Origin of the sequence: Salinivibrio socompensis S35 (assembly GCF_000513715.1) — a bacterium.
In the GTDB taxonomy this organism is placed as follows: Bacteria; Pseudomonadota; Gammaproteobacteria; order Enterobacterales; family Vibrionaceae; genus Salinivibrio; species Salinivibrio socompensis.
Map to the genome: position 1 here is coordinate 1 of NZ_AQOD01000193.1, position 1494 is coordinate 1494.

Genomic DNA, 1494 nt, shown 5'->3' on the forward strand with positions numbered 1-1494 from the left:
ACTTGAAGTAGCTTTTGCCACCGCTTATCAGTTAGCATGAGTCTCGGCATGGTATGGCGTTACAGTTTGTTTTTGGCGAAAGAGATTATAACGCCTTATCATGCCGTTCAAAAAACAATCACGAAAGATCAACACGCCCTAGGGCATAGGCTGATCCGCAAACGAGGCCCAAAAGGCAACATGCGCGTGGTCAGTACCATTCCGAAGAATAAAGCCAGAGCTTTTACATGTTCGCTTAACAAAGAATTATCTGGCGACTACAGCTGTAGTCCAATCGATAAGATAGAGAAGCTTAACCAGAAACTAAAAGGCTGGTCGCAGTTTTACTGTCATACTGATTTTACAGCTAAGGTTTATAGCAAGATAGACAGAGCGGTATTCTGGAAGCTGGCTTACTGGTTCGCTGTTAAGTTTAAAACCAGTATCAAGAAGTTGATGATAAAACTGCTCAGACGGCTAGAGCCCGGCAAAGCGAAAACGTGGGTTTACTTCGGCAGGAGCAACAAAGGCAATTTATGTGGTCAATCACTGTTTCGATTAGTGAGTAGCCTCAAACGCCCTTTTAGATGGCGACTACCGGAGTCCAATCCATATTGTCGGGACGAAATGAGAAATACGGTCAGTTAGTTCGGGTTATCGAGATGTTGCAATGGCTGTTAGCCACAATTAAGTGGAGAGCCGGATGCGCTGAAAGGTGCACGTCCGGTTCGGAGAGGAGAGGCTGGGAAATAGTTCGACTACGCCCCGCCTCTTACTCTACTCTGGACCGGCAGCCGATGGGCTTATCTGGCTGTTGTTATTGATTTATTTGCACAAAAACCGGTTGGCTGGGCGATGTCGTTGTCACCGGACAGTACGTTGACCAGTAACGCATTAAAAATGGCATATGAGAGCCGTGGACGTCCTAAAGGCGTGATGTTTCATAGTGACCAGGGTAGTCATTATACGAGCCGTAAGTTCCGCCAGACACTCTGGAAATGCCAAATAAAGCAAAGCTTAAGCCGCCGAGGTAACTGCTGGGATAACGCGCCAATGGAGCGCTTTTTCAGAAGTTTGAAGACAGAATGGATGCCGACTTATGGTTACCGTTCATTTTCGCAGGCTCAAGATCATATACTGAAATATTTAATCAGGTATTACAGCCAGCTTAGGCCGCACCAGCACGGTCGCCAGGTACTCCAGGGCGAGCGCATGAGTGTTCATTTTTCAACCATCGCCGGAATATCTGCGGCTAAAACCTTCTCTAAAAAGCTGGGATTCATGAGACAACGCTTCTATTTGGCCACCAAGCTGATCTTGGTCGGCTCAGCCCGCACCATGTTTGAAGCCATGTGTCTCAGGCAGGCAACGTTCGCGGCCCCATTGTCTTTATAAATTTGACATGCCTCTTCACCCATGTTGACATCCAATACCCAGTGCATGGATTCAATGCCCCAATGCGAGCGAATAGCACGGCTTGCCTCATCGGCAGTCAGTGATTTTGAGCTGATATAG

General features: G+C 47.4%; 1 protein-coding gene and 2 pseudogenes. 2 read left to right on the forward strand and 1 reads right to left on the reverse strand.

The window, feature by feature from the left end; translation table 11 throughout:
* The first annotated feature begins 36 nt into the window (after positions 1-36).
* The gene (locus DZ54_RS0116590) at positions 37-627 is read left to right on the forward strand and encodes a group II intron maturase-specific domain-containing protein (protein ID WP_037355069.1); all 591 of its coding nucleotides are present in this window, start codon (positions 37-39) and stop codon (positions 625-627) included.
* Positions 628-750: 123 nt separating this feature from the next.
* Positions 751-1164, forward strand: a pseudogene (locus DZ54_RS22830) (IS3 family transposase); the annotation flags it as partial.
* A 113-nt stretch (positions 1165-1277) separates the two neighbouring features.
* Here the strand turns inward: DZ54_RS22830 and DZ54_RS24485 are convergent.
* A pseudogene (locus DZ54_RS24485) lies at positions 1278-1494 on the reverse strand (ISAs1 family transposase); the annotation flags it as partial.

Coding starts and splice junctions, on each gene's coding strand:
- DZ54_RS0116590 (WP_037355069.1), top strand. CDS start 37: ATGAGTCTCGGCATGGTATGGCGTTACAGTTTGTTTTTGGCGAAAGAG.